This is a genomic window from Thermosulfurimonas sp. F29 (genome assembly GCF_019688735.1).
Taxonomy (GTDB): Bacteria; Desulfobacterota; Thermodesulfobacteria; order Thermodesulfobacteriales; family Thermodesulfobacteriaceae; genus Thermosulfurimonas_A.
Map to the genome: position 1 here is coordinate 419,879 of NZ_JAIFYA010000001.1, position 25,388 is coordinate 445,266.

General features: G+C 62.0%; 26 protein-coding genes. 11 read left to right on the forward strand and 15 right to left on the reverse strand.

Going from position 1 to position 25,388, the window contains the following annotated elements:
- Positions 1 to 2,322: an ATPase, T2SS/T4P/T4SS family gene (locus K3767_RS02160; protein WP_221171928.1), complete on the forward strand. Its 2,322-nt coding sequence runs from the start codon at positions 1 to 3 to the stop codon at positions 2,320 to 2,322.
- Here K3767_RS02160 and K3767_RS02165 read toward each other — a convergent pair whose 3' ends face one another.
- The 8 genes from K3767_RS02165 to K3767_RS02200 are packed head-to-tail and all read right to left on the reverse strand — an operon-like array spanning position 2,323 to position 10,528.
- A complete protein-coding gene (locus K3767_RS02165) occupies positions 2,323 to 3,252 on the reverse strand; it encodes a DUF4340 domain-containing protein (RefSeq protein ID WP_221171929.1) in 930 nt (309 codons plus the stop codon). It lies immediately after the preceding gene.
- Positions 3,239 to 5,632: a Gldg family protein gene (locus K3767_RS02170; protein ID WP_221171930.1), complete on the reverse strand. Its 2,394-nt coding sequence runs from the start codon at positions 5,630 to 5,632 to the stop codon at positions 3,239 to 3,241. Before K3767_RS02170 ends, K3767_RS02165 begins: the two co-directional genes overlap by 14 nt.
- Positions 5,632 to 6,540 (reverse strand): ABC transporter ATP-binding protein, encoded by a 909-nt coding sequence (locus tag K3767_RS02175; protein WP_221171931.1) that lies wholly within the window; start codon positions 6,538 to 6,540, stop codon positions 5,632 to 5,634. The genes K3767_RS02170 and K3767_RS02175 overlap by 1 nt, the downstream gene beginning before the upstream one ends.
- A gap of 6 nt (positions 6,541 to 6,546) precedes the next feature.
- A complete protein-coding gene (locus tag K3767_RS02180; RefSeq protein ID WP_221171932.1) occupies positions 6,547 to 7,428 on the reverse strand; it encodes a class I SAM-dependent methyltransferase in 882 nt (293 codons plus the stop codon).
- Positions 7,412 to 7,834, reverse strand: coding sequence for a transcription antitermination factor NusB (gene nusB, locus K3767_RS02185; protein WP_221171933.1), 423 nt, complete (start codon positions 7,832 to 7,834; stop codon positions 7,412 to 7,414). The genes K3767_RS02180 and nusB overlap by 17 nt, the downstream gene beginning before the upstream one ends.
- Complete coding sequence (locus tag K3767_RS02190; protein ID WP_221171934.1) at positions 7,825 to 8,847, reverse strand: glycosyltransferase family 4 protein; 1,023 nt, start codon at positions 8,845 to 8,847, stop codon at positions 7,825 to 7,827. The genes nusB and K3767_RS02190 overlap by 10 nt, the downstream gene beginning before the upstream one ends.
- The gene (ribE, locus tag K3767_RS02195) at positions 8,844 to 9,311 is read right to left on the reverse strand and encodes a 6,7-dimethyl-8-ribityllumazine synthase (RefSeq protein ID WP_221171935.1); all 468 of its coding nucleotides are present in this window, start codon (positions 9,309 to 9,311) and stop codon (positions 8,844 to 8,846) included. Before ribE ends, K3767_RS02190 begins: the two co-directional genes overlap by 4 nt.
- 11 nt (positions 9,312 to 9,322) lie before the next feature.
- Positions 9,323 to 10,528 carry a bifunctional 3,4-dihydroxy-2-butanone-4-phosphate synthase/GTP cyclohydrolase II gene (locus tag K3767_RS02200; protein ID WP_221171936.1) on the reverse strand — a complete coding sequence of 402 codons (1,206 nt, stop codon included), beginning with the start codon at positions 10,526 to 10,528 and terminating at the stop codon, positions 9,323 to 9,325.
- 70 nt (positions 10,529 to 10,598) lie between these two features.
- Here K3767_RS02200 and murJ point away from each other — a divergent pair, with 70 nt between their 5' ends.
- The 4 genes from murJ to K3767_RS02220 are packed head-to-tail and all read left to right on the forward strand — an operon-like array spanning position 10,599 to position 14,407.
- Positions 10,599 to 12,137: a murein biosynthesis integral membrane protein MurJ gene (murJ, locus tag K3767_RS02205; protein ID WP_221171937.1), complete on the forward strand. Its 1,539-nt coding sequence runs from the start codon at positions 10,599 to 10,601 to the stop codon at positions 12,135 to 12,137.
- Positions 12,138 to 12,141: 4 nt separating this feature from the next.
- Positions 12,142 to 12,828 (forward strand): GGDEF domain-containing protein, encoded by a 687-nt coding sequence (locus K3767_RS02210; protein WP_221171938.1) that lies wholly within the window; start codon positions 12,142 to 12,144, stop codon positions 12,826 to 12,828.
- A complete protein-coding gene (gene aroC, locus K3767_RS02215) occupies positions 12,829 to 13,908 on the forward strand; it encodes a chorismate synthase (protein WP_221171939.1) in 1,080 nt (359 codons plus the stop codon). It abuts the gene before it with no gap.
- Positions 13,892 to 14,407 (forward strand): hypothetical protein, encoded by a 516-nt coding sequence (locus K3767_RS02220; RefSeq protein ID WP_221171940.1) that lies wholly within the window; start codon positions 13,892 to 13,894, stop codon positions 14,405 to 14,407. The genes aroC and K3767_RS02220 overlap by 17 nt, the downstream gene beginning before the upstream one ends.
- Here K3767_RS02220 and K3767_RS02225 read toward each other — a convergent pair.
- Positions 14,404 to 14,601: a DUF4911 domain-containing protein gene (locus tag K3767_RS02225; RefSeq protein ID WP_221171941.1), complete on the reverse strand. Its 198-nt coding sequence runs from the start codon at positions 14,599 to 14,601 to the stop codon at positions 14,404 to 14,406. The genes K3767_RS02220 and K3767_RS02225 overlap by 4 nt on opposite strands.
- Before the next feature lie 46 nt (positions 14,602 to 14,647).
- On the opposite strand from K3767_RS02225, the gene recJ reads away from it, so the two are divergent.
- From recJ to K3767_RS02240, 3 genes are read left to right on the forward strand one after another with little or no spacing between them, the layout of a single operon-like run.
- Positions 14,648 to 16,381, forward strand: coding sequence for a single-stranded-DNA-specific exonuclease RecJ (recJ, locus tag K3767_RS02230; protein ID WP_221171942.1), 1,734 nt, complete (start codon positions 14,648 to 14,650; stop codon positions 16,379 to 16,381).
- Between the two features lie 4 nt (positions 16,382 to 16,385).
- Positions 16,386 to 17,750, forward strand: a complete 1,365-nt coding sequence (locus K3767_RS02235; protein ID WP_221171943.1) for a phosphomannomutase/phosphoglucomutase — start codon at positions 16,386 to 16,388, stop codon at positions 17,748 to 17,750.
- Positions 17,750 to 18,187 carry a DUF721 domain-containing protein gene (locus tag K3767_RS02240; RefSeq protein WP_221171944.1) on the forward strand — a complete coding sequence of 146 codons (438 nt, stop codon included), beginning with the start codon at positions 17,750 to 17,752 and terminating at the stop codon, positions 18,185 to 18,187. The genes K3767_RS02235 and K3767_RS02240 overlap by 1 nt, the downstream gene beginning before the upstream one ends.
- On the opposite strand, the gene K3767_RS02245 is transcribed toward K3767_RS02240, so the two are convergent.
- From K3767_RS02245 to K3767_RS02270, 6 genes are all read right to left on the reverse strand, one after another.
- Positions 18,141 to 18,890, reverse strand: coding sequence for a tRNA1(Val) (adenine(37)-N6)-methyltransferase (locus K3767_RS02245; protein ID WP_221171945.1), 750 nt, complete (start codon positions 18,888 to 18,890; stop codon positions 18,141 to 18,143). The two genes, K3767_RS02240 and K3767_RS02245, sit on opposite strands and share 47 nt — an antisense overlap.
- Positions 18,887 to 19,057 carry a hypothetical protein gene (locus K3767_RS02250; RefSeq protein ID WP_221171946.1) on the reverse strand — a complete coding sequence of 57 codons (171 nt, stop codon included), beginning with the start codon at positions 19,055 to 19,057 and terminating at the stop codon, positions 18,887 to 18,889. The genes K3767_RS02245 and K3767_RS02250 overlap by 4 nt, the downstream gene beginning before the upstream one ends.
- A 93-nt stretch (positions 19,058 to 19,150) precedes the next feature.
- Positions 19,151 to 19,576: a hypothetical protein gene (locus K3767_RS02255; RefSeq protein WP_221171947.1), complete on the reverse strand. Its 426-nt coding sequence runs from the start codon at positions 19,574 to 19,576 to the stop codon at positions 19,151 to 19,153.
- Between the two features lie 36 nt (positions 19,577 to 19,612).
- Complete coding sequence (locus K3767_RS02260) at positions 19,613 to 20,857, reverse strand: hypothetical protein (protein ID WP_221171948.1); 1,245 nt, start codon at positions 20,855 to 20,857, stop codon at positions 19,613 to 19,615.
- Positions 20,854 to 21,645 carry a cytochrome b N-terminal domain-containing protein gene (locus K3767_RS02265; RefSeq protein ID WP_221171949.1) on the reverse strand — a complete coding sequence of 264 codons (792 nt, stop codon included), beginning with the start codon at positions 21,643 to 21,645 and terminating at the stop codon, positions 20,854 to 20,856. Before K3767_RS02265 ends, K3767_RS02260 begins: the two co-directional genes overlap by 4 nt.
- A gap of 16 nt (positions 21,646 to 21,661) precedes the next feature.
- The gene (locus K3767_RS02270) at positions 21,662 to 22,078 is read right to left on the reverse strand and encodes a ubiquinol-cytochrome c reductase iron-sulfur subunit (protein WP_221171950.1); all 417 of its coding nucleotides are present in this window, start codon (positions 22,076 to 22,078) and stop codon (positions 21,662 to 21,664) included.
- A 59-nt stretch (positions 22,079 to 22,137) separates the two neighbouring features.
- Here K3767_RS02270 and K3767_RS02275 point away from each other — a divergent pair, with 59 nt between their 5' ends.
- Genes K3767_RS02275 through rsmB form a run of 3 tightly spaced genes read left to right on the forward strand, consistent with a single transcriptional unit; the run spans position 22,138 to position 25,376 of the window.
- Positions 22,138 to 22,653 (forward strand): cysteine hydrolase family protein, encoded by a 516-nt coding sequence (locus tag K3767_RS02275; protein ID WP_221171951.1) that lies wholly within the window; start codon positions 22,138 to 22,140, stop codon positions 22,651 to 22,653.
- Positions 22,654 to 22,656: 3 nt separating this feature from the next.
- Entirely contained in the window at positions 22,657 to 24,006 is a 1,350-nt protein-coding gene (locus K3767_RS02280; protein ID WP_221171952.1) for a nicotinate phosphoribosyltransferase, read from the forward strand.
- Positions 24,007 to 24,008: 2 nt separating this feature from the next.
- Positions 24,009 to 25,376 (forward strand): 16S rRNA (cytosine(967)-C(5))-methyltransferase RsmB, encoded by a 1,368-nt coding sequence (rsmB, locus tag K3767_RS02285; RefSeq protein ID WP_221171953.1) that lies wholly within the window; start codon positions 24,009 to 24,011, stop codon positions 25,374 to 25,376.
- The last annotated feature ends 12 nt before the right edge of the window (positions 25,377 to 25,388 follow it).

Consider the following 25,388-nt stretch of genomic DNA (forward strand, 5'->3'; position numbering starts at 1 on the left):
ATGCTGGACAGGGAACTCAGGAATTACATAGAAAACCGTCTCAAGGAAGCCGAACTTTACGCCAAACAGGGCCTGGTGGACGAGGCCCTTCAGGTCTACAGGGAACTGCGCAACCTGGTCTCCGAGGAGGAGAACGGCCTGAAGCAGGAGATCCAGAAACGCATCTTCGAGCTCGAGGCCTTCAAGGGGGTGGTCTCGGAGGAAATCACGGGGGAGGAATCCCCCTTTGAGGAACGCCTGAAAAAAGCCTTCATCTTGAAGGATGGTGCCTTCTATCAGCAGGCCATAAAGATCCTGGAGGAACTCCTCGAAGAAAAACCCGCCCTCGAGGTGTATCGAGCGCTGGCGGAATGCCTAGAGGCCATAGGACATTTCGAAAAGGCCGCCAGTATTCTCAAAAAGGCCCTGAAAGAAGTCTCTTTTACACCGGAAATAAAAAATGATCTCCTAAATCTAAAGAAAAAATTGGCCGAAAACCTGGAAAAGGCTTACGAATTCGATGAAGCTCTTTTTATTTATCAGTCCCTTATCAAGGAAATTCCGGAAGAGAAAGAGGCCTTTCGGGAAAAAATAGAATTCCTGAAAGCCATCGTATCCTCCTGTGGGAGATTAAAGTTCCTCCTAAAGAAAAAGGTGGTAACCCCCTCCGTATGTAAAGAAGCTGCCGAAATCGCCAGAGAAACCGGCGAGAGTGTGGAACAGGTTCTTATAGAAAAATTTCAGATACCCAAGAGTGAAATCGGGGAGGCTCTGTCCCGGTTTTACAATTGCCCATTTTGGGAATTTTCCGGAGAACCTCCAGAGACCAAACCCCGGGCCCTTGAAGGGGTAAAGGAATCCTTTTTGCGTCAGCTGGTGGTGGCCCCCCTGGAAACCGACGAGGGAAAAATCCTTCTGGTTACCGACAATCCCTTCAATCTGGACAAAATAGAACAGGCCAAAAAGATCCTGGAACTGCGGGACTTTGAGATTGCCGTCGGCATCAGGGAAGACATTCTCAAGCTTTTAGACTTTTACTACGGAAAATTTCAGGGTATCGAGGTCCCCTCCATCTCCGAGCTGGAAGTTGTACCCGAGGAGGAAGAGACCTCCGAGGAAGAGGAGGCCCTTCCCGAGGATCAGGAAAGTGTGGTGGTTCAGCTGGCCAATTACATCCTGGAGGAGGCTTACAACCGGGGGGCCTCGGACATCCACATTGAGAGTCTTACCGGACGCCGCGGGGCGCAGATCCGGTTCCGCATAGACGGGGAGTGCATTCCCTTCCAGACCGTGCCCTATTCTATGAAGCGTCCCCTGGTCTCCCGGTACAAAATCATGGCCGGTCTGGACATCGCCGAAAAGCGCCTCCCCCAGGACGGAAAGATCAAGTTCCGCACCCGCACCGGCAAGGTCTTCGAGGTCCGGGTGGCCACCATTCCCACCATAGAAAACAACGAGGATGTGGTGATGCGGATCCTGGGAGGGGTCCAGGCCCGGACCCTGGAGGAGATCGGGCTGCGCCCGGAGGTGCTCGAACAGTTCAAAAAGTTACTGGAGATGCCCTACGGATTGATCCTGGTGGTGGGGCCCACGGGCTCCGGTAAGACCACCACCCTGCACGCCGCCCTGCACTACATCAACCGCCCCAGCAAAAAGATCTGGACCGCCGAGGACCCCGTGGAAATCGTGCAGGAGGGACTGCGTCAGGTCCAGGTCAAACCGAAGATCGGTCTAACCTTTGCCCGGGTCCTCCGGGCCTTCCTCCGGGCGGACCCGGATGTGATCATGATCGGCGAGACCCGGGACGAGGAAACCGCTCATACCCTCATAGAGGCCTCCCTCACCGGGCACCTGGTCTTCTCCACCCTCCATACCAACAGTGCCCCGGAAACCGTAACCCGGCTTCTGGGCATGGGCATAGATCCCTACAACTTCGCCGACGCCCTGCTGGGGGTGCTGGCCCAGCGACTGGCCAAACGACTGTGTCCGGACTGCAAGGAGCCCTACGAACCCACCGAAAAGGACATTGAGGAACTCATCTTCGAGTACGGGAAACATCCCCTGAAAACTCTAACCGAGGAAGACATACGCCGGGCCACCCTTTATCGACCCGTGGGCTGTGGTCGTTGCAACCACACCGGATACCGGGGACGGGTGGCCCTCCACGAACTGCTGGTCCCCAACGACGAGGTTCGGGAACTCATCGTCAAGGCCGCCCCGGTGCACGAGATCCGGGATGCGGCCATGCGCAACGGAATGTTTACCCTCAAGCAGGACGGAATCCTGAAGGTGCTTTCCGGGGAGACGGATCTCAAACAGGTACGGGCGGTCTGCGTGCGCTGATCAGAAAAGTCTTTTGAGCTTTCGCACCACCTCGGCCCTGACCCGGTAAACATAACTTCCCTTTTTTACATAGTAAAATTCCCTTCCCCCCCGGGAGAAAAGGAGTCTCCAGGGCCGGGTCTCCGTCTCCACCTCAAGGATCCCCTCCTCGGTTCCGAATTTCTGCGGAGAAACCACCTCCTCCGCGAGAAGGGGAAAAATCCTCCGAAGACGCCTGGTTACCTCCTCCCCGGAAAGGACGCGCTTTTTGCCTCCGGCCTCAAGGGTCCAGCCCTTCTTTTCCCTTTTTAGAAGAAAAAGGGGGCTACCCCTCCAGAAAAAGGCCATCTTTCGCAGGTTCCCGGGATCGAGGCTGAGGACCGTTTTATCCACCCAGGGGTCTATCGACGGAGCAGCGGGTTTGTCGGACCAGATCTCGAAGCGGGCAAGGAGGTTCTCCGGGATCAGGTAGATTTCTTCCCGCCCGTGGAGACGCACGAAACAGCTCTCCCAGTAAGGCCCCCTCTTCCCCACCAGCAGATGGAAGAGTTCCCGGCCCTGCCGGAATCCGGCTATGTGCAGGGCGCTTTCCGGGGTGAGATCAAATCGGGCCTCGTAATCCTTTCCGCTGGCCCTCTCCTCTCCGGAAAGGGAGGAAAGATCGGAAAGAAGCCTCTCGACCAGGGCCTCCCTGGCCGGGTGAGGGAAGTTCTCCCTTCGGGAGGGTCCCCATACCTCCCACCGGCCTCCGGAAAATCTGATAACCAGTTTCCGCGTGGAGTTGCCCAGCCAGGCCCGTATCTCGTCCGCATCCTTCCAGTCCCGATGCCCCAGACGCGTGAGGAGGGCCTCTCTCATCCCTTCGGGACGCTCGGCCCGCTGAACCACCAGGTACATCACCGTGAGAATGACCAGGAGACCGAGCAAAAAGACCAGGTTACGGGGACTCACCGGAGACCTCCTCGAAAAATTTCCCGCGGCGGGCCCGGCGGCGCCAGAAGATCACCGTTCCGAAGAGAATCCAGAAAAGGGCCGGACAAAAGACCACCACGATCCGCCACAGCAGACGCTCCGAAGCGGGAATCGGAGGGAGATAACGAACCGGTTTGAGTTTGGCCCGCAGGGAGAGAAGTTCGCCGCCCAGCGCAAGGGCCTCGGCGGCGTTGGCCAGAAACAGGGCGTTGTCAAAGATGTCGATGATACCGTCCGCGAACATGGCCCCGGAACCCACCACCAGAAGCCTTCCGGAACGAGCCTCTTTTCCGGAGGCCTCCGCCCCGGACCCCTCTGCGGTCTTCTTTTTCCCGGAGGACTTTTCCCCGGGCCAGGGGGGAGCGGTGCCGTTAAAGGGGAGCGGAAAACGCCCCTCGAGAAGAACCGCCAGGGGATAGGCCCCGGTCCTGGCCGGGGGTTTCAGGTCCGCCTCCGAGAGGGGCCCCGGCTCCGCCTTCTCGGTCCAGGCCCCGGCGGAGGAGGTGAAAAGCACCGTGGCCTTGAGCCCGAGCGCCTTTATTTTTGAGGAATCCAACCGGAGCGGGCTTCCCCAGAGATAAAGCAGGGCCTCAAGCCCGTGCGTGAGAGGAGAGGTGCGATTCATCTGAGGGGGCAGGATCTGAACCTGCATGGGGAAGTTCACCGGAACATGCACCAGGGCCCGGAAAAGCCCCATTTCCCTTTCCTGGGAGATGGCCATGGTAACCATCTGACGGTCCAGGAGAAACTCCCTGCGGATCTCCAGGCCGTAGGTGCGAAGGAGCTTGTCCAGGGAAAGGTCCTGGGGGAGCGGAGTGGCCAGGATCTCTCCGGAGGGGCCGGTCTGGTAGGAGAAACGGGCCGCGGAGGTGGCCACCAGGACGGCGCCGCCCCGATGGAGAAAACGCCCGATCTCAAACAGCTGCCGGTCGTTCAGTTTTCCCGGAGAGAGGATCACCAGGAGCCGGGTCTTTCGCGGGAGCCCCTCCTTTTGGGTGAGAGGGGTTTCCCTGACCTCGAGCCCCAGGGCCCGGAAAAGCTCACGGGCCGTGCGGAACCCCCCGGAAAGGAATTCGTTCCCGGTAAGAAGGGCCACCACGGGTTTCCGGGGAAGGGTCAACTTGTAAATACGCGATACCAAATCGTACTCCAGGGTGGAAAGGGAGTCCGGAACGATCTGAGGGATGATCTCCTCGGGTTTGTCCAGGTAGGAAATAGCGATGGCGCTATAAACCCTCCGCACGCTCACCTTATCCCTTTCGATGGTCTGAACGGCGAAGGGTTCCACCCCGCGATCGCGGAGTTTTCTCTCCAGTTCCGGATCCCGGCCGGGATCCACCACCGCGTAGCGCACCCGGGGGTTCAGGGCGGAAAGCTCCTCCAGAAGGGCCCGCACCTCCACCGTGAGATTGCGCATGGCCGGGGGCAATTTCTCCGGGGAGGACACATAATAGGTAATCCGCAGCGGGGCCTTAAGACGGGAAAGGACCTTTCTGGTGACCGGAGAGAGGGTGTAAAGCTTTTCCTCGGTAAGATCCACGCGGGGCAGTCGCATATCCGCCAGAATGGCGTTGGTCACCACGGCCACCCCCAGCCACACCACCACCGAGGGATAAAACAGTTTCCGCCGGAAATGGCGCAGATACCCGGCCACGGTGAAGTGGTTAAGAGTCAGGAAAACCCCCGTGTAGATCAGGAAGAAGAGGGGCTCGCGCAGGGGCACCACCCCTTTCAAAAAGGGGGAAAGATGGGGGATTATGCCCAGGGCGTTACGCAAGAAACTTCCCGCTCCCGGAAGCCAGGAATCCAGGGAGGAGGAGACCAGATCGGTTCCGGCCAGGATGCAGGCCAGCCCGGCCACCGAGGTGATCACGAAGGAAGCGATCTGGTCCTCAAAGAGGGCGGAGACGAAAAGCCCCAGGGCCAGGTAGAAGGCCAGAAGCAGGGCCGCACCGAGGTAGCCGGCCAGCAGAGCCCCCCCGTCCGGATCTCCCAGCACCGCGAGCATCAGGGGTATGATCAGCGTGCCTCCCAGCACGGTGAGGGCAAAAAGATAGGTACCCAGGAACTTTCCCGCCACCAGGGCCCGGGTCGAGAAGGGAAAGGATAGAAGCAGGCCCAGCGTCCCGCTTTTACGCTCCTCGGCCCATACCCGCATGGTGAGGGCGGACACGAAAACCAGGAGGATCACCGGGAAGGGCTCAAAAAAGGCGCGCATGTCGCAAACGCGCGCCAGGAAAAAGGTGTTCATGTAAAGGCCGTTCACCACCAGCAAAAAGGCCACGGCAAAGATGTAGGCCAGAGGAGAACGCAGGTATCCCAGATATTCCTTTTTGAGGATCACCCACACCCCGCGCATCACGCACTCCTCACCAGCTTCAGGAATAGATCCTCAAGGGAAAGCCTTTCCGGATGACACTCCCGCACCCGCCAGCCCCGCTCGCACAGCATACAGGCCAGATCCGTCTTCTCCTCCTCCAGGATCACCCGGTATTCCCCCTCTCTCAGGCGTTTCACCTCGCGCACCCCGGGAAGACCCTCGGTTTCCGGAGGCTCCCCGGCGGTGCGCACCCGGTAGACCGGCCGGGGATAGATCCGGCGGTAAATCTCCTCCCGGGTGCCGGAGGCCACCTCCCGTCCCTGATTCAGGATGAGAACGCGATCGGCCAGGGCCTCCACCTCCTGAAGGATGTGCGTGGAAAAAATGATCGCCTTTTCCCGGGCGAGTTCCCGGATAAGACCGCGCATTTCGGCAATCTGGAGGGGATCGAGCCCGGTGGTGGGCTCATCGAGGATCAGCACCGGAGGATCGTGGATCAGGGCCTGGGCCAGACCCACCCTCTGCCGGAATCCCTTGGATAGCTCCCCTATGGGCCGGTGGAACACCCCCGCGAGTCCGCAGGCCTCGACAACCCACTCCATCCTCTCCCTCTTTTGACCTCCCGAAAGGCCCCGGGCCTCCGCCACGAAAGACAGGTATTCCCCCACCTCCAGATAATCGTAAAGAGGCGGATTTTCGGGAAGGTAGCCGAACCTGGATCGGGCCTCCTCGGGCCTGGCCATCACATCCACCCCGGCCAGCACCACCCTGCCGCCGGCGGGAACGATCTGGGTGGAAAGGATCTTCAGGATGGTGGTCTTTCCGGCTCCGTTAGGTCCGAGAAGGCCGAGGATCTCTCCGGAGGAGACCGTAAAGGAGACCCCTCTCACGGCGGGTCTCCCCCCGTAGGACATCTCGAGCCCCCGGGCTTCCACCAGGACACCCATTTGAACCTAATTAGTAGCACTCCCCCGGGCGAAGGCAAGGGGCTCCTTCCGGAGATCGGCCAGCACTAAGGCGATGCGGACCCTCGTGCGGGAGGATACCCGTCCCCCGCGGGCCCGGTTCTCCAGAAAGGTCCGGAGGTCCTCCCGGAGTTTCTCGTCCACCGAAAGCCCCTCGCCGCGCAGCTTCCAGAGCAGCCTTTCGAGTTCCTTTTCCAGGGGACGATTGCGTTCCCAGAGTCCGGAAAAAAACCGGATGTCCGCGGGAAAACCCCTGGAAAATAGATAATTGAAAAGGACCACCGCCCCGGGACTGCGGCGTCGGGGACGGCGGCCGAAAAATCGCTCGAGCACCTCGCTGAAGAGTTCGTTCTCCCTCAAACCCGCCCAGTGCACCAGAACCAGAAACCGCCGGGTAAGGGTCAGAAGACGATCCACCTCCCTCAAATCGTTGAGGATCGGGGTGAGGGAGACGAAGACGGTATCAAAGGTCCCGGAGAAGGTCCACCTGCGCCAGTCGGCCTCGACTACCTCTACATTCTCGATCCCCGCCTCCCTGAGCTTTCCGCGCAGCACGGTGAGCATCCCCGGGGAGATGTCCAGGGCCACCACCCGCCTTACCCTGGGAGCGAAACGCACGGTATAGGTGCCGGTGCCGCAGCACACATCCAGGAGGGTAAATTCCGGAGCCAGCGCCCCGACCCTTCCCATTTCCGCCACCACGCTCTCCACCATGTCCCGGTAGAAGGATTGTTTCTCCAGCTCATCGTAGGTGTCGGCCATCCGATCCCAGAAGTCGGGCTTAAGGAATTCCTCGTCCTCAGGGGTCCGGAAGGAATCCTGGTAAGCCTTCCAGAACTCGGGACGGAAGGGGTCAGGAACCTTTTCCACCCTCCACCTCGCGATGATAGATGGCATCGAGAATACCGTTTACGAAGGCCGGAGAGTCCTCGGTGCCGAACTCCTTGGCCAGTTCCACGGCCTCGTTTATGGTCACCCGGGGCGGAATATCCGGCCGGAAAAGCAACTCATAGGTGCCCAGACGGAGGATGTTACGGTCGGTGGCGAGCATCCGTTCCAGGCGCCAGTTCCGGGAATACCGCGAGATGATCTCGTCGAGAATTTCCCTCTTATCCCGCACTCCCTCCACCAATTCCCGGGCAAAGGCGAAGGCCTCAAGCGGAGGATTGAGGTGTTTAAGGTATCCGCTCAGGGCCTCCTCAAGAGAGATCCCGGCCACATCCCACTGATAAAGCACCTGGAGGGCGATCTGTCTGCCGCGATGTCTCAGACCCATTCGAGTTCCCTCAAAATTTGCCTCAATTTTTCCCGGAACCGGGGGAAAACATATTCCTCCCGCAGGATCCGATGTCCGTTTTCTCCCATTCTCCAGGCCTCTTCCTCCTGGGTTAATAATCTTCTGAGTACGGAGGTCAAGGCCTCTATGTCCCCGTAAGGCACGAGAAGACCGTTTACTCCCTGGCGCACCACCTCCGGAATCCCGCCGGCGGAGGCTCCGACCACCGGCTTTCGGAAGTACATGGCCTCGAGAAAGGAGATTCCGAACCCCTCCCCCCGGCTGACCAGAACGAAGAGGGTGGCCCCCCGGAAAAAGGGAGCCACCTCCCTCCTCTCTCCGAGAAAATGGACCCGATGCCTCAGGCCGAGCTCCTCACTGAGGCGCCGATATCGGGATAACAGGTCCCCTCCCCCTATCACCACATACTGAAGGGTGGGAAAATCCATTTGCAGTTCGTAAAGGGCCCGGATGACCAGATCCACCCCTTTGTAGGAGGCGTCTTTTGAGAGCCGGGCCACGGTGAGGAGATAGGGACACTTTATCGAAACAGAGGGAGCGGGATCCCCCGGAAAAAAGGGATCAAGGGTGGGGGGAAGGAGGTACCAGGGACGCGAAAGGGTGTTCTCACGGAAAAAACGCTCCGCGGTATAGCGGCTTACGGAAAGGAAGGCCCGGGCCTTACGAAAGACCCAGCGTGCCGGAGGGGGGTATCTCCGCCAGGCCTCAACTCCGTGAAGGACGAAGACCACCTCTTTTCCGCGGAGGAGGAGGGGCAGGGCCCACGGCCAGAGAGTGATCCGGGAAAAGATCGCCGGAGCCCGCAAAACCGGAAACGACCTTCGGCCCGGGAAAAATCTCCCGGCCGGAACATACCTCTCGTCGGTTACCCGATCCTTCAGGGAAAAAACCTCGGCTCCGGGGACAAGTTCAACCAGCGCCCGGGCCAGGGACCGGGCGTAGGCCGCTTCTCCGCTTACCTCGGAAAAAAGGGAGGGGACGCAGAGGATCAAGAGAGCTGAGCCATGAGATCGGCCATCTCGATAGCGGCCATGGCCGCCTCGAACCCCTTGTTTCCGGCCTTGGTGCCGGCCCTTTCCACGGCCTGCTCGATGGTGTCGGTGGTGAGCACCCCGAAGATGATGGGCACCCCGGTTTCCAGGGCCGCCTGAGCGATCCCCTTGGCGCACTCCGAGGCCACATACTCAAAATGGGGGGTGGCCCCGCGGATGATGGCCCCCAGGCAGATCACCGCCTGATACCGTCCGCTTGCGGCCAGCCGTTTGGCCACGAGCGGAATCTCAAAGGAACCGGGCACCCAGACCACGGTCACATCCTCCTCCCGCACTCCGTGCCGGAAGAGCGCGTCGAAGGCCCCCTTGAGAAGCTCCTTACTGATGAAGGAGTTGAACCGCCCCACCACCAGAGCGAAGCGGAGCCCCTCCCCCCGATAACGCCCCTGAATTTCCCTCACCATGACGGCCTCCTTCAGTAATCGAAGATGTTCAAAAGATGACCCAGCTTCTCCCTCTTGCACTTGAGATAACGGTAGTTTTCGTCGTGGGGCTTGATCTCAATGGGCACCCGTTCCACCACCCTGAGACCGTAGCCCTCAAGCCCCACTATCTTCTTGGGATTGTTGGTCATGAGACGCATGCGGCGCACGCCGAGATCCCGCAGGATCTGCGCCCCGATCCCGTAGTCCCTGAGATCGGCCTTGAAGCCCAAGGCCTCGTTGGCCTCCACCGTGTCCTTCCCCTGATCCTGAAGCACATAGGCCCGCAGTTTGTTGAGGAGCCCGATCCCGCGGCCTTCCTGGCGAAGATAGAGGAGGACTCCCCTGCCCTCCTCGGCGATCATCTCGAGCGCCCGCATGAGCTGCGGCCCGCAATCACACCGGAGCGATCCGAAGACATCCCCGGTCAGGCACTCCGAGTGAACCCGCACCAGAATGGGATCCTCGGTAACCTCCCCCTTCACCAGGGCCACATGGGTGAAGGGATCCACCAGATTGGTGTAGGCGTAAAGCCGGAACTCCCCCCAGGGGGTGGGGAGACGGGTTTCCACCTCCCGCTTGACCAGGCACTCGTTGCGGAGGCGATAGGCAATAAGGTCCCGGATGGTGATGATCTTGAGGCCGTGTTCGGCGGCGAACTTCTCAAGATCCGGGAGCCTGGCCATGGTCCCGTCGTCCTTCATGATCTCGCAGATCACCCCCGCGGGACGCAGACCGGCCAGACGGGCCAGGTCCACCGAGGCCTCGGTGTGCCCGGCCCGCACCAGGACCCCTCCCTCCCGGGCCCTGATGGGGAACACATGCCCCGGGGTCACGATGTCCTCGGGACCGCTTTTCGGATCTATGGCCACTTTTATGGTGTGCGCCCGGTCGTAGGCGGAGATCCCGGTGGTGACCCCGTGCCGGGCCTCGATGGACACGGTGAAGGCCGTGTCAAACTGGGTACCGTGCCGCCGGGGCTGCAGGGGAAGCTGGAGACGCTCCACATCCTCCGGGGTGAGGGTCAGACAGATCAATCCCCGCCCGTACTTGGCCATGAAGTTGATGGCCTCGGGGGTCACCTTCTCGGCGGCCATAACCAGATCGCCCTCGTTTTCGCGATCCTCGTCGTCCACCACGATGACCATCCTTCCGGCCCTGATGTCCTCGATCGCCTCCTCAATGGTGGCCACCGGCATTTCGCTCCTCCACAAAAGGGTTTTTTTATTATAGCCTAACCCGAAGGAGCCGAAAGTCACGGAAACTCGTATGGCCGATCGCAACGGTGCCTCCAGGATAGCCCGCCAGGCCCGGGCGGTAACCGTGGCGGTGGTGATAAGCCGTCTCCTGGGCCTGGTGCGCGAACAGGTTCTGGCCCTTCTCCTGGGGGCCGGACGGGAAATGGACGCCTTCGTGGTGGCCTACCGTATCCCCAATCTCCTTCGGGACCTCTTCGCCGAGGGGGCCCTGGGCATGGCCTTCACCAGGGTCTTCAGCGCCACCCGGGAAAGGAGGGACCCCTCCGCGGCCTTCAGGGCGGCCTCGGAGGTGCTTTCCACCTTCGGACTCCTCCTCGCCGGGGTGATTCTCCTGGGGGAGGTCCTGGCCCCGGGGCTGGTTCACCTGCTGGCCCCGGCCTTCCGGGAAGTTCCCGGAAAATTCGAACTCACCGTCTCCCTCACCCGGATCATGTGGCCTTTCCTCTTTTTCATAAGCCTCTCCGCCATACTGGCCGGGATGCTCAACGCCCTGGGGGTCTTCTTCTGGCCGGCCCTTTCCTCGGCCCTCTTCAACGCCTCCGCCGTGGGAGTTGGGGTGGGATTATACTTTCTGGTTGCGCGGCTGGGGCTCCCCCCGGTAACGGGTCTGGCCCTGGGGGTGCTCGTGGGGGGGTTCGTCCAGGCGGCCTTCAACCTCCCCTTCCTCCGTCGAAGGGGGTTTCGATTTCAATTTCGTCCCGCCCCCCGCTCACCGGCGGTCTCGGAGACCCTTCGCCTCATGGCTCCCTCGGTCCTGGGGCTCTCGGCCATGCAGCTCAATGTCTTCCTCAACACCTACTTCGCCACCTCCTGCGGAGAGGGAGCCGTTTCCTGGCTGGCCTACGCCTTTCGCCTCATGTATGTGCCGCTGGGGCTTTTCGGGGTGGGGCTATCCCTGGCCCTTCTTCCCGAGGCCAGCCGGCGCGCCGCCCGAGAGGACTACGAAGGCCTGAGAAAGACCTTCGGCTCCTCCCTGCTGGTGGGCCTGAGTCTCTCCCTCCCCTCCGCGACGGGCCTTGTCGTCCTGGCCGAACCCATCGTGCGGCTCATCTTCGAACACGGACGCTTCTCCCCCGCGGACACGCGCCACACCGCCGAGGCCCTGAGGCTCTTCGCCCTGGGCCTTCCCCTCTACGGGACCACCAAAGTGGTGGTGCCGGTATTCTACGCCCTGGGCAACACCCTCCTTCCGGCCCTTTCCAGTTTACTTTCCGTGGGGGTCAACCTCACCGTAATCCTCCTCTCCCTGAAGCACCTGGGCTTCAAGGCCGTGGCCCTCGGTACCGCCGTGGCCCTCTCCTTTCAGGGGGCCTTTCTGCTCTTCGTGCTCAATCTGCGCATAGGAGGCTTGCTTCCTTTAAGATTTTGGTTAGGATTTTTTAAAATAGCGTCCGGAACCGCTTTCATGGGAGGATTAGCCTTTATTCTCCGGGAAAAGGTCCCGATATGGTTTAATATACCCCTTTGTGGAGCCTTTTTTCTGGGTCTGATCCGTCTCTGGGGCCCGGAGGAAGCTCTTTATTTCTGGAAATTCCGGAGGCCGGCTTAACTTAATGCTAAGCCTTCCCGAAAAAGCCCTGCATCTTCTCAGGGAAATCCTCACCGAGGTTACCGATCCCCGGTTGCGTGAAAGGCTGGAACTTATCTGCCGGGCCTACGACATCCTTTATCAGGAATACAGCCGGGACTATCTCACGGGACTTTACAACCGGCGCAGTTTTGAGGAAAACCTGGAACGCGCCGTGGAGTTGAGCCGTCGGGAAGACAGCTCCTTTACCCTTCTCATGCTGGATCTGGATCACTTCAAGAGGCTAAACGATACCTACGGGCACGATTTCGGAGACCGGGTGCTGGCTGCGGTGGGGCGCACCATCCTGAAAACCGTCCGCCGGGTGGACTTTCCCGCCCGTTACGGGGGGGAGGAATTCGCGGTGATCCTCCCGGGAACCGGGTTCTACGGCGGCCTGGGCGCGGCCCGCCGCCTCAAGGAGGCCATCGAGGCCTTGAGGTTTGACACCCCGGACGGTAAGATCGGAATTACGGTGAGCATAGGAGGCGCGGTCTTCCGCCCGAATCAGCGGATCGGCACCCGGGAGCTGTTACGGGAGGTGGATCAATTGCTCTACTCCGCCAAGCGACTGGGACGCCGGACCATCGTCTTCAAACCGGAGATAGAACCCCGTCTTACGGGTCTATCGCTTGAGGAAAGAAAACTCCTTTTCGGAAAAAAGAAGGATTAAATGCCGGGCAACACCTTCGGGAGACTTTTCCGGGTTACCACCTTCGGGGAATCCCACGGTCGGGCCCTGGGGGCGGTTATAGACGGCTGTCCGCCGGGGATCCCTCTCTCCGAGGAGGACATTCAGGTCGAACTGGAAAGGCGGCGTCCGGGGAAACACCTCGGGGAATCGCCCCGCCGGGAACCGGATCGGGTGGAGATCCTCTCCGGGGTCTTCGAGGGCCGCACCCTGGGAACTCCCATTGCCCTGGTGATCTACAACCGGGACGCCCGCTCCTCCGCCTACGAACCTCTCCGGGAGGTATTCCGTCCCGGACACGGGGACTGCACCTACTTCTGGAAGTACGGCCTGCGGGACTGGCGGGGGGGAGGGCGCTCGAGCGGGCGGGAGACCGTGGCCCGGGTGGCCGCCGGCGCCGTGGCCAGAAAGGTACTCTCCCGCTACGGCATCGAGGTGCGGGCCTACACGGTGGCCCTGGGCGGGGTGTGGGCCCGACGGAGGGATCTTTCCGAGATAGAACGCAATCACCTCTTCTGTCCGGATCCGGAGGCCTATCGGGAGATGTGCCGCCGGATCGAGGAAGCCCGCCGGGAAGGGGACTCCCTGGGAGGGGTGGTGGAGGTGCTCGCCACCGGGGTCCCCCCCGGGCTGGGAGAACCCGTCTTCGACAAGCTGGATGCCGATCTCGCCAAGGCCCTGATGAGTATCGGGGCGGTGAAGGGGGTGGAGATCGGGGCCGGTTTCGCCGCGGCGGAAAAGAAGGGTTCGGAAAACAACGACCCCATCACCCCGGAGGGTTTCCTCTCCAACAACGCCGGTGGGGTGCTGGCCGGGATCTCCTCCGGTCAGGAGATAGTCTGCCGCGTGGCGGTGAAACCCATTCCCAGCATCGCCAAGGAACAGGAAACCGTAAACGAAAAGGGAGAACCCGTGCGCATCCGGGTGGGGGGGCGCCACGACGCCTCGGCCATCCCCAGGATCGTCCCGGTCTGCGAGGCCATGGTGCGCCTGGTGCTGGCGGATCACCTCCTTCAGCAACTGGCCCTTAAGGCCTTCAGGGAACATGCGCAACTACCTTAGGGTATTTATCCTCCTCTTTCTGGTCTGCGTAATCCTGATCCTGATCCTGAAGTGGACCGCGGTGCGGCGTTTTCTGGTGAACCTCCGGGGAGGATCCCGGGAGACCGCCTCCCTCATCCGGGCCCTTCCCTTCGATGTAATTCGGGAGAGGTCCCCCAGGGATCTTTACGATCTGGAAAAAAAGCTCACCCCCACCCAGATCCTGATCCCGGACATCGCCGCAAGCCCCAGAGGGGCTCCCGTGGGGAAGTATGTTCGGGTGAGCGTGGTGGTGGAGGCCTGGGATCGCCGATCCGCGGAGGAACTCCGGGCCAATCAGGGACGCCTGGCCACCCTGATCCTGGACAGCCTTCAGAAGTTTCCCTACCGGAAACTGGAGACCCGCCGGGGTTTTCTGGAGCTAAAAAAGACCATTACGCAACGGCTGGCCTTCTTTTACGGAGACAAGATCAGGGACATAAGCGTGGTTCAGTTCGAAATCCGGGAGGCGAAACGCTAGGTCAACCAGGGATCGAGGTCCCGCAGGATCCCGCGCAGGCGTTCCTCCTCGTCGGGATGCACCAGAAGTAGAACCCTCCCTTCCCGGCCGGAAAGGGTTACCGGCAGGGCCAGATGTCCGAACCCCTCGAGGAGGAATCTCAAAAAGGAAAGGCGGCGCGGGTTTACCCGGAGCTCCACCTTTGCGCTTTCCATCACCTTGACAATTTAGTCCGTAGTCTCTAGCCTTGAAAGGACTCCCATGGGGTTCGCTCAATATCACTGGATCCTGAAGCTCCCCCCTCGAGAAATCGTGGAGGAGTTGCGCCATCGCGGCGGTTTCCCGGAATTGCTGGCGGTGTTGCTGGCCAATCGGGGATTTCGGGACCCCCGCAGGGCTCACGCCTTCCTCTATCCGGAGCTTTCCGACTTCGCCGATCCCATGACCATCCCGGAGATGCCCGAGGCGGTGAGGACGCTTGCCGAGGCCCTTACGGCCGGAGAGCCCATAGGCATCTACGCCGACTACGACGCCGACGGGGTGACCGGGGCGGCCCTCCTCCACCTCTTTTTACGGGAGATCGGGGCGCGGACCGAGGTCCTCTTTCCCCACCGGGAACGGGACGGTTACGGTTTTCACGCCCACCTCCTCCCCTTTTTCCGGGAAAAGGGGGTGCGGGTGCTCGTCACCGTGGACTGCGGTATTACCGGTCACGAGGCCGTGATCGAGGCCCGAAGACTCGGACTTCAGGTGATCGTTACCGACCATCACGAGCTTCCCCCGCGTCTTCCCCCGGCCCGGGCCGTGATCACCGGAAAACGCCTGCCCGGGGACTCTCCCTTCCACGACCTTGCCGGAGTGGGCACCGTGCTGGCCCTGGTGAGGGCCCTCAGGCGCTACCTACTGGAAACGGGTTTCTTTTCCTCAAGGCCCGTCCCTAATCTCAAGCGTTATCTGGATCTTGCCGCTCTGGGCACCCTGGCGGACATGGTCCCCCTGCGGGGAGAGAACCGTCTCATAGCCTTCTTCGGGCTGGCCGAACTCTCCTCGAGCGAACGCCCCGGGATCAAGGCCCTGATGGAGGTTTCCGGGGTGAACGGAGCGGTGGGCACCGAGGAGGTCCTGTTTCGGCTGGCTCCCCGGATCAACGCCGCCGGGAGGCTTCGGGAGGCCCGGCTGGCCTTCGAGCTCCTGGTGAGCCACGATCCGGAAAGGGCCCGGGAACTGGCCGCCGAACTGAATCGCCTCAACAGCGAACGACAGAGGGTGGAGGAACGGGTGCTTGCCGAGGCGCTGGCCCGGATGGAGGGAACGGATCCCCCCGCGGGAATAGTTCTTTACGGGGAGGACTGGCCCCTGGGGGTTCTGGGGATTGCGGCCGGTCGCATAGCCGAGAGGTTCTACCGCCCGGTGGTACTCCTTACCCGAAAGGGGGAGGTGCTCAAGGGCTCGGGCCGCAGCATCCCCGAGGTGGATCTCTACCGGGCCTTTCGCCTGTGCCAGCAAAACCTCCTGGCCTACGGAGGGCATCCCGCCGCAGGGGGGCTCAAGATCTCCCCGGAGGCCCTGGAGGAGTTTCAGCGGGCCTTCGCCCGGGCGGTGGAGCACCTCCTTTCCGAAAAGGGACTTCGTTCTCCGCTCAAACCCAGGCTGACCCTGGAGGGGCAGGTCCGCCTCAGGGAGGTCCTGGATCCCGAATTCGTGGAGGGCTTCCAGAGGCTCGCCCCCTTCGGACCGGGGAATCCCGAACCGGTGCTGGCCTTTTCCGGGTTTGAGGTGAGACAGCCGCGCCTCGTGGCGGAAAAACACCTCCGTTTCACCCTCTGGCAGGAGGGCCTGGGGCTTTCCGCCGTGGGGTTCAACTTTCCGGAAAAAGCCTTAACTTTCCTCAACGAAGGGGGAGGCAGGCTTTATCTTGCCGCGAGTCCCTGCATTTCCGAGTTCCAGGGGAACCGTTACCTGGAACTCCGCATAAAAGATCTGGCCAGGAGGTAAGGGAATGAGGGTCAGCCCCTACATTTTTCGGGAATACGACATCCGGGGGAAGGTGGGGGAGGACTTCACCCCCGAGGTGGTGCGGGCCATCGGGCGGGCCTACGGCACGGTGATCCGGAGACGGGGAGGGCGAAAGGTACTGTGCGGACGCGACGGGAGACTTTCCAGCCCGGAGCTCGAGGCCGCCCTTATCGAGGGAATCACCTCCAGCGGGATCTCGGTGACCCGTATTGGTCTGACCCCCACCCCGGTCATGTACTTCGCCCTGCACTACTTCGAGGGCTTCGACGGGGGGATCCAGGTCACCGGCTCCCACAATCCCCCGGACATGAACGGGCTGAAGATCTGCGTGGGAAAGGAGACCATTTACGGAGCCGAAATTCGGGCCCTGCGGGAGCTCATCGAAAAGGAGGACTTCGAGAGCGGAAGCGGGGACACGGAGGAACTGGACGCCCTCACCCCCTACAAGAATTACCTTCGGGAAAACATCCGTCTTTTCCGTCCCCTGCGGGTGGTGCTCGATCCGGGAAACGGCGTCTGTTCCCTTACTGCCCCGGAGGTCTTTCGGGACCTCGGCTGCGAGGTGGAGTGTCTCTTCTGCGAGGTGGACGGCACCTTTCCCAACCATCATCCCGATCCGGTGGTTCCGGAAAACCTCAGGGCCCTGCGCCGGCGCGTGGTGGAAGTGGGAGCCGATTTCGGAGTGGGCTACGACGGCGACGGAGATCGGCTGGGGGTGGTGAACGAAAAGGGGGAGATCCTCTGGGGAGACCAGCTCATGGTGCTTTTTGCCCGCAAGGTTCTTTCCGAGCGCCCCGGAGCCACCGTTATCGGCGAGGTCAAGTGTTCGCAGGTGATGTACGACGAGATCGCCCGGGCCGGAGGGCGCCCCCTCATGTGGAAGACCGGGCACTCCCTCATCAAGAACAAGATGAAGGAGACCGGGGCGGTGCTCGCCGGAGAGATGAGCGGACACATCTTTTTCGCGGATCGCTGGTTCGGGTTCGACGACGGAGTATACGCCAGTCTGCGACTTGCCGAAATCGTCTCCGAAAGCGAACGCCCACTTTCGGAGATGCTGGCCGACCTCCCGCGCACCTGGAGCACCCCGGAGATCCGTACCGAGTGTCCGGACGAGATCAAGTTCCGGGTGGTGGAAGAGCTGGTGCGGACGCTGAAGGAGGAGGGATTCGAGGTCATCGATGTGGACGGAGCCCGGGTGGTCTTTCCCGACGGATGGGGGCTGGTGCGGGCCTCAAACACCCAGCCCGTTCTGGTGCTGCGTTTTGAGGCCCGGAGTCCCGAACGACTCGAAGAGATCCGGAAGACGATAGAGGAAAAACTCGCCAGAGTCCGGGAAAGATTCTGATGGAACCGCTGGGCAGGGTCCTGGAAGGTCTCCTCCCGGCCCCGGGGTATCGGGAGAGGCTCGCGGCCTGGCGGGTCCTTTCGGACTGGGAGGAGATCGTGGGCGAGGAGCTGGCCTCCCGCACCCGTCCCGCGGCCTTTGCCAGAGGGGTTCTCACCCTGGCGGTGAGCGATCCGGTCTGGGCCTCGGCCCTCCGTTTCGAAGCCCCCCGGATCCTCTCCCTTCTTAACCGGCGAGCGGGAAGGGAACTCTTCCGGGAGATCCGTTTCGTGGTGGAGGTCTTTCCCCGCCCGCGCCGTAAAAAACGCCTTCCCGAACTCTCCCCGGAGGAGGAAGCCCGTCTGGAGGAATCCGTGCGCGTGATCGAGGATCCGGAGTTGCGGGAGGTCTTCAGGGCCTGGCGGAGAGTCCTTCTTCAGGCCGGGAAAAGAAATTAGCCACCTCCGGGCTGTAGTCCCCCTCCCTATCCCGGTAGAGGTAAAGGGGGGGCTCCACCCGGACCTCCGGCCCGGCTCCCTTGATTCCCTCCACCAGCAGGAATCGGGCCTCGTCCCCGGGGTAGGAGTGCACGAAACGCAGGCGCTTGGGCTCGAGCCCGCAGGAGCGCATCTCCGAGAGCACCTCCGCCGTGCGCAGGGCGGTGTGCACCAGAAAGATCCGTCCTCCGGTCCGGAGAATCCCCCGGGCGGCCCGGAGAAAGTCGGAAAGGGTGGCCAGGGCCTCGGTGCGGGCCACCCGGTGGGACTCCTCCGGAGGGACCCTTCCCGCGAAAAGGGGTTTAAAGGGGGGATTGACCACCACCGCGGAAAAGGAATTCGCCTTAAAGGGAGGGGCCTTTACATCTCCGCGCACCGGAAACACCCGGTTGGATAGAGCGTTTTCGAAAACGGTACATCTCAGGGCCCGGGCCAGGAGTTCCTGAATCTCCAGGGCCCAGATCCGTACCCCGGGATAGCGCAGAGCGAGCACCGCCGCGATCACCCCGCATCCGGCTCCGAGTTCCACCACCCGTTCCCGTCCCCGAAGACGCACGAACCCCGCAAGGACCAGGGCCTCCACGGAAAAACGATACCCGTGGCTGGGCTGACAGATGACGAGCCGCCCCGCAAACACCGCATCCCGGGTGAACCCGCATCTCATCGCAATATTCTCATAGAGGCCTCGGGGTTCCCCGTGATCTCCCGAACCAGATCTTCATGGCTCACTGCCTGAAACCAGGGAAAAACTTTACCTCCCTCGAACTCGCTCTTCTCCTCCCGGTTCAACCCTTCCTCCGGATTCCGGTCTAAAAAATCGCGTTCCACCACCGGCTTTCCCGATCCCTCCCTCTGGCTCCCGAATATCCTCCATTATCCCCTGACCTCAGGCCCTCCTGGACCTGCTTTCCCCCTTCGACTTATTTAATTTTTACTTATACTGTCCAGATTTCGAGGGCCACTTCTCAGGGGAAAAACCGGGCAGGGGCGCCGGGGCGGCCAGTTTCGCATCACGGGATCGGAAAAGTCCCGATGACAGGGCAGACACAGGCCCACCCTCAGGATGCGCCGGAGGTCCTCGGCCCCGAAGGCCCGCACTCCCGGCCGGAAGTGCACCAGGGGTTTCCCCGAGAGGGTGACCACCTGGGAGAGACCGTGATCGAGCCCCAGGAGCTCCGCCGGGGCTTCCGCAGGGGTGAAACGCCATCGGTCGCCTCCCAGATAGGTCAGTGTTCCGTATCCCAGTCCCAGGGTCTTGGGATCCGCGTGGCAATCCGGACATCCCCGGGCCCTTCCGGTGTTGTGGGGATACTGGTGGGACCAGGTGATGCGCCGGAACTCCCTCTCCACCTTCCCCTCCGGGGAAAGAAGGGTCACGAAGTCCTGTCAGCCCGGAACCAGAATCTCCACCCTGTTTCGGTAAAGGCCCAGGGTGGGCCGGGTCAAGCGCATGTAACTCCGGAACTCCTCCCACAGCCCTGCGGTCTTGCGGAAGGAGAGCTTGTCGAGCTGTCTTTCCCGGGGGTCCCTTCGCACATGACAGCCGAAACACTGGGGGACGCGGCGGTCGTGACAGGCGTAACAGGCCAGACGGCGATGTACCCGATGCCGACAGGCCACGGGATCCGGGGGTTTAATCAGGAGGAGTTTGCCGGTGAGTTTGGCCCGGAGATAGAGTTTTCCGTTCCTCCTCACCAGGTTGGAGAGCCGGGTCCCCTTCCGGGTCTTTCCGTCTCCGCCGTGACAGGTCTCGCAGGTGATCTCCACGGATTCCTCGAGGTGGGCGTAACTCCTTCCGTCGCCCATGGTTTCGTTCTGGACATGACAGTCCACGCAGCTCATTCCGGCCTTGTAGTGCACATCCGGGGGTATCCGGGAGACGAAGCGACCGTCGGCCAGCTCCTCCGCGCCGAAGGTGCCCTCGCGAATGGGGGCTCCGTACTGTTCGTTTTCGTAAAGTCCCTGATAGGACAACCCGATGCGACCGCTACGATTGTGGCATCGAGCGCAATTCTTGACGGGAATCCTGCGGGTGAGCACCGGGTGAGGTCTTTTCCCGGGCCCCTTCCCAGGGACGAGGTGGCAGGCCGCGCACCCTCCGCCCTTCTCCCTGAGGAATCCCGGAAGCTTCTCCCGGGGAAGCCACAGGTGACAGGTTCCGCAGAGCTTGCGGAAGTAGTCCAGAGCCGGGGAACTCTCCCCGCTCTTCATGAGGGCCTCCACCGAGGCCTCGGCCCCGAAGTCCTTTATCTCTCCCCAGTAATACCGCAGGGTGGTGATGATGCCTCTGTTGGTGGCCATGAGGCTCTTTTTGACCCTCCTGCCGTAGCCGGGGTGACACTCCGGACGCCCGCAGGTGCGATCGGCCAGCCGCAGGTCCGCCGGGTTCTTCACCATTCCCCGGTGGGCCCGTTCTTTCTCCACGGTGAGGGGATCTCCCAGGTGACAGTCCGCACACCCCACCACTCCGCGGGCGTGAGCCCGTCCCGGGCTCTCCCGATGACAGGCCAGACACATGTCCACCCTGCCGGAGGTCAGGGTGTAAACCCTGGGGGCGCGACGAAACCTCCTTTCCCTGATCACCACCGCCACGAGGAGGATCACCAGGGCGAAAGCCAGCCCTCTTTTCATCGCCAGAGCCCCCAGAGGGTAAGTCCCCCGTAAAGGAGCCCCCAGAGGGTGAGTCCCAGCAGGGCCGCACGCCGAACCCGGGGGAAGACGACGACCAGATAGAAGACCGGCCCCGCCAGGGGAAAGAGCAGCCCGGCCACCTCCGGACGGAGGTGACGCAGGGCCTCCTGGATACCCACGAAGAACCAGGGGCCCTTGACCAGTAGATAGGTCCCCGGGGCGTGCAAGCCCACCGGAATCACCAGGGCCGCTCCACAACAAAGGACCAGGGCGAGGAGCAGTTCGGAAAGGGGCAGTCGCCGCAGCCTGAAGTGCCAGACGCCCATCCCCAGGAGAAGGCCCAGGGAGCCGTAGATGTGAAAGAGATAGGCCCGGTGCACTCCGTCCTCCCGCACCATGAAGAGCAGGGCGTCAAGGGTTTTCCCGGCCAGGGGGATCTTCAGGGTCAGGCTTTCGGCGATGTAGCCGGCCAGCCGTCCGGTTTCGTCCCATCGGGTAATGTATCCGGTGAAGGCAAGGATAAAGAGGAGGGGAAGGGAGAGGGTGAGCCCCAGCCAGGAAAGGGGCGTGCGCCGAAGGTAGGCCCGGGCCAGGAGGGCCTCCACCGCGTGATAAAGCAGGGAAAGCAGCACCAGCCAGGCGCTAAAGTAATGCACCCTGCGCCAGAAATCCCCGAAGGGGACCACATTCTCGATCCCCACCGTGGAAACGAAGGGCGCGGATTCGGAGAAGGGATAGGCCAGAAAGAGGCCCGACGCCACGGCCACCAGCAGGGCGGCGGTGAGCATCCAGGAAATCCGCGGGCTAACCCGGTATCTCGAGGACAAGTCCGGCTCGGGTCCTTTCGAAACGGAGCGCATAAAGCCCTCTCTTGGCCGGTCCGGCGATGTAAGCCCCGGTCAGGGTAAAACGGCTCTGGTGGCACGGACAGAGAAAAAGCTCCCGATCCGGGATGTAGTTCACCGTGCAGCCCAGGTGCGGACACCTCCTGGAGAAGGCGCGAAGGCGTCCGTCGGCAGCCCTCACCAGGAAGTACTCCTCCCCCACCTTCACCCTCCCCGGGAGGGGGAGGTCCTTTTCCTTTATCAGGATCTTTCGGGGGGGGCGGGGCAGAAAGTGTTCCGCCGTGCGCAATCCCAGAAATCCGAGAAGCGCAAACGCCCCACCACCAACCAGCACCTGGAGGAGGTCCCGCCGTTGCATGCCCCTATTTAACCCCAAAGGCCCATCCTTGCCAAACGCTCGAAGCCCTATTAACTTTGCGGAAAAAGGGGTGAGTCATGCGGGCCCTCATCGTGATAGACATGCTGAACGACTTCGTGGATCCGAAAGGGGTGCTCTACTGCGGCGAGACGGCTCGAAGGATCATCCCCCGGGTGAAAGAGCTCGTAGAGGAATTCCGGGCCCGGGGTGAACCGGTGATCTTCGTCTGTGACGCTCACGCCCCGGACGATGCGGAGTTCGCCGCCTTTCCCGCCCACTGCGTCCGGGGGACCTGGGGGGCGGAGGTGGTCCCCGACCTGGCTCCCGGGGAGGGCGACCGGGTGATAGAGAAGACCCGCTTTGATGCCTTCTTCCGCACCGAACTGGAGGAGGTGCTCCGGGAGCTCCGGGTGGAGGAGGTGTGGCTCTGCGGGGTGTGCACCAGCATCTGCGTTATGGATACGGCAGCGGGGGCCTTTTTCCGGGGTTTTCGGGTGGTGGTGCCCGGGGACGCGGTGGCCGACTTTGATCCCGAGGCCCACGCCTTTGCCCTTAAAAGGATGGAACGCATCTACAAGGCCGAAATCCGTTGAAACATGTCCATCACTAACTGGCTTCGTCCCTCCGCTCTTTTCACGGATCTTTACGAACTCACCATGGCCCAGGTCTATGTGGCCCGGGGCATGTTCGCCCGGGCCACCTTTTCCCTCTTCGTGCGCAAACTCCCTCCCTCGCGATCCTTTCTCCTTTTTGCCGGGCTGGAGCCGCTTCTTGAAGCCCTGCGCGAATTCCGTTTCACCGACGAGGATCTCGCCTACCTGGAGTCCCTGAGACTCTTTCGAGCCGACTTTCTGGACTACCTGCGGGGCTTTCGCTTTACCGGCGAGGTGTGGGCGCTTCCGGAGGGGACGGTCTTTTTTGAAAACGAACCCGTGGTGGAAATCACGGCTCCGCTTCCGGAGGCGCAGATCGTGGAAACGCTGGTGATAAACCTGGTCAATGTGGAGACCACCCTGGCCACCAAAGCGGCCCTGTGCGTACTGGCGGCCCGGGGGCGAACCTGCGTGGACTTCGGGGCCCGCCGCACCCACGGGCTTGAGGCCGGGCTCCACGCCGCAAGGGCCTCCTACATCGCCGGGTTCTCCGCCACCAGCAATGTGCTGGCCGGAAAGCTCTTCGGTATCCCCGTCACCGGAACCATGGCTCACTCCTTCGTGGAGAGTTTTCCTTCCGAGGAGGAGGCCTTCCTGGCCTTTGCGGAGAACTTTCCGGATAAAGCGGTCTTCCTGATCGACACCTACGATACCCTGCGGGGGGCGAAGGTGGCCGCACGGCTGGCTCGGCGCCTTGCGGAAGAGGGCATCCTGGTTCGGGGAGTGCGTCTCGATTCCGGCAATGTGATCGAACTCTCCCGGGAGGTGCGCCGGATCCTGGACGAGGCCGGTCTTAAGGAGGTGCGCATCTTCGTCTCCGGGGGGCTCGACGAACGGCGCATCTCCGAGATAGTGGAAAGCGGTGCTCCGGTGGACGCCTTTGGAGTGGGCACCCGCATGGGGGTGTCTCACGACGCTCCGTATCTGGATCTCGCCTACAAGCTGGTGGAGTACGAGGGCCGCCCCTGCATGAAACTCTCCGAAGGGAAGGTGACCTATCCGGGGCGCAAGCAGGTCTTCCGACGGAAGGAGGAGGGAAAGTTTCTGGAAGACGAACTGGGCCTGCGGGAGGAGGCCCTTGTCGGGGAACCCCTTCTGCGTCCGGTGTTGAAGGACGGAAGGAGGACGGCCCCCGCTCCGTCCCTTTCGGAGATCAGGGAGCGAGCCCTGACCGAGCTCCGGAGTCTTCCCCCGGAGGTGCTTCAGGGCCTACGGCGTCCGGTCCCGCGCATCTCCCGGGCCCTCGAGGAACTCCGCCGGAAGACCGAAGAGGCCCTGCGGCGGGGGGATTGAGGATGCCCAAACTGCCCCGCCGCAATCCCCGGGCCATGGCCCTGAAGACCCTGATTCGATGGGAACGGGGCAAACCCCTCCTCGACGAGATCCTCTCCGAAGTGCTGGTCAAAAGCGTTTTGCCCGATCCCCGGGATCGAGCCCTCTGCGGAGAACTGGTAAACGGGGTGGTGCGTCACCTCTACTACCTGGACTATGTCATCTCGCGCTTTGCCGAGGAGCCGCTCGACAAGATGGACCCTCAGGTACGCAACCTCCTGAGGCTCTCCGCCTACCAGTTGCTCTTCACCAGGATTCCGGAACGGGCGGCGGTGGCCGAGGCGGTGAAGCTGATCAAACGCGGACGGGGAAAGTGGGTGGTGTCCTTCGTCAACGCCGTTCTGCGCCGAATTGCCGGGGTGCGCAACCATCCCCCGGAACCACCGCGGGAGATGAATCCCGTGGCCTATCTTTCGGTGCGGTATTCCTATCCGGAGTGGATGGTGGAACGGTGGCTTTCCCGTTTCGGAGAGGAGGAGACCGAAAGGTTGCTTGCCGCGGGAAACGAGAAGCCGCCCCTGGTGGTGCGGGTGAACACCCTGCGGGTAACCCGGGATCAGCTCCTCCTGTACCTGCGCTCGGAGATTCCCGAAGCCGAGGCCTGCCGCTACAGCCCGGAGGGCATCGTGCTTCGCGGATTCCGGGGGCGCATCACGGATCTGAGGGCCTTCCGGGTGGGCTGGCTTCAGGTCCAGGACGAGGCCAGCCAGCTGGTCTCCTATCTGGTGTCTCCGAGGCCCGGGGAAAGGGTGCTGGACGCCTGCGCCGGGGTGGGAGGAAAAACCACCCATCTGGCCCAGCTCATGCGCAATACCGGTCGGATTTACGCCTACGATCTCTACGATTGGCGTCTCGAACGCCTCAGGGAGAACGCCGCCCGTCTGGGAGTGAACAATGTGGAGACCGTAACCGGAGATGTCCTCCGGTCGGTGAGGACTCTGGGAGGGAACTTTTTCGATCGCATCCTCGTGGACGCCCCCTGCACCGGCACCGGGGTCATTCGTCGGCATCCGGACATCAAGTGGGCCCGGAGACCGGAGGATCTCGTGGAGGTCCCCAAAAAACAGCTGGCCCTTCTCGAGGGACTGGTCGAGGTTCTGAAACCGGGAGGAGTTCTGGTCTACGCCACCTGCAGTCTCGAACCGGAGGAGAACGAGGAGGTGGTGGCGCAATTTCTTTCGAGCCATTCTGAATTTGAGATCGAGGATCCCCGGAAGGTACTTCCCGAGCCGGCCCGGGATCTGGTGGACGAAAACGGGTTCCTGCACACCTATCCCCATCGCCATGGTCTCGACGGATTTTTCGGGGTAAGATTGAGAAAACGGCGTTAAAGGAGAGGGCGT